Origin of the sequence: Pseudoalteromonas sp. S3260 (assembly GCF_005886925.1) — a bacterium.
Lineage (GTDB): Bacteria > Pseudomonadota > Gammaproteobacteria > Enterobacterales > Alteromonadaceae > Pseudoalteromonas > Pseudoalteromonas tetraodonis.
The window spans coordinates 1-293 of the sequence record NZ_PNCV01000420.1 but is presented as its reverse complement, the minus strand read 5'-3'; the positions used below and the strand labels follow the sequence as shown (position 1 = coordinate 293).

The 293-nt window shown below is 52.2% G+C and carries 1 pseudogene; it reads right to left on the bottom strand.

Annotated features, from left to right (window positions below):
- Positions 1 to 293, bottom strand: a pseudogene (locus CWC14_RS19035) (Dyp-type peroxidase); the annotation flags it as partial.

Genomic DNA, 293 nt, shown 5'->3' with positions numbered 1-293 from the left:
CATTTGCGTAAACGCGTCGCCACTGGCGGCGCAGGTCACCGACAACAAGCCTTGCTTGGTCATGGTGCCAAAAGGCATGCCTTGGTGCAGTAACAGCGGCTCGCCTTTTTCATCTTTCAACTCTGAGCGCGCCGCGTGACTGTTGGCATTAATCGGCATTAGTAACTCGGCATCCAGACGAGTACGGCCAATCACCAACTCTTGTTCTTCAATACTGAGCGCTTGCCAGGCATTAAGGTTGTGGGTAAAGCGCTGGACGTGCACATAACTGCCTTTTACAAAATCATTGTCGG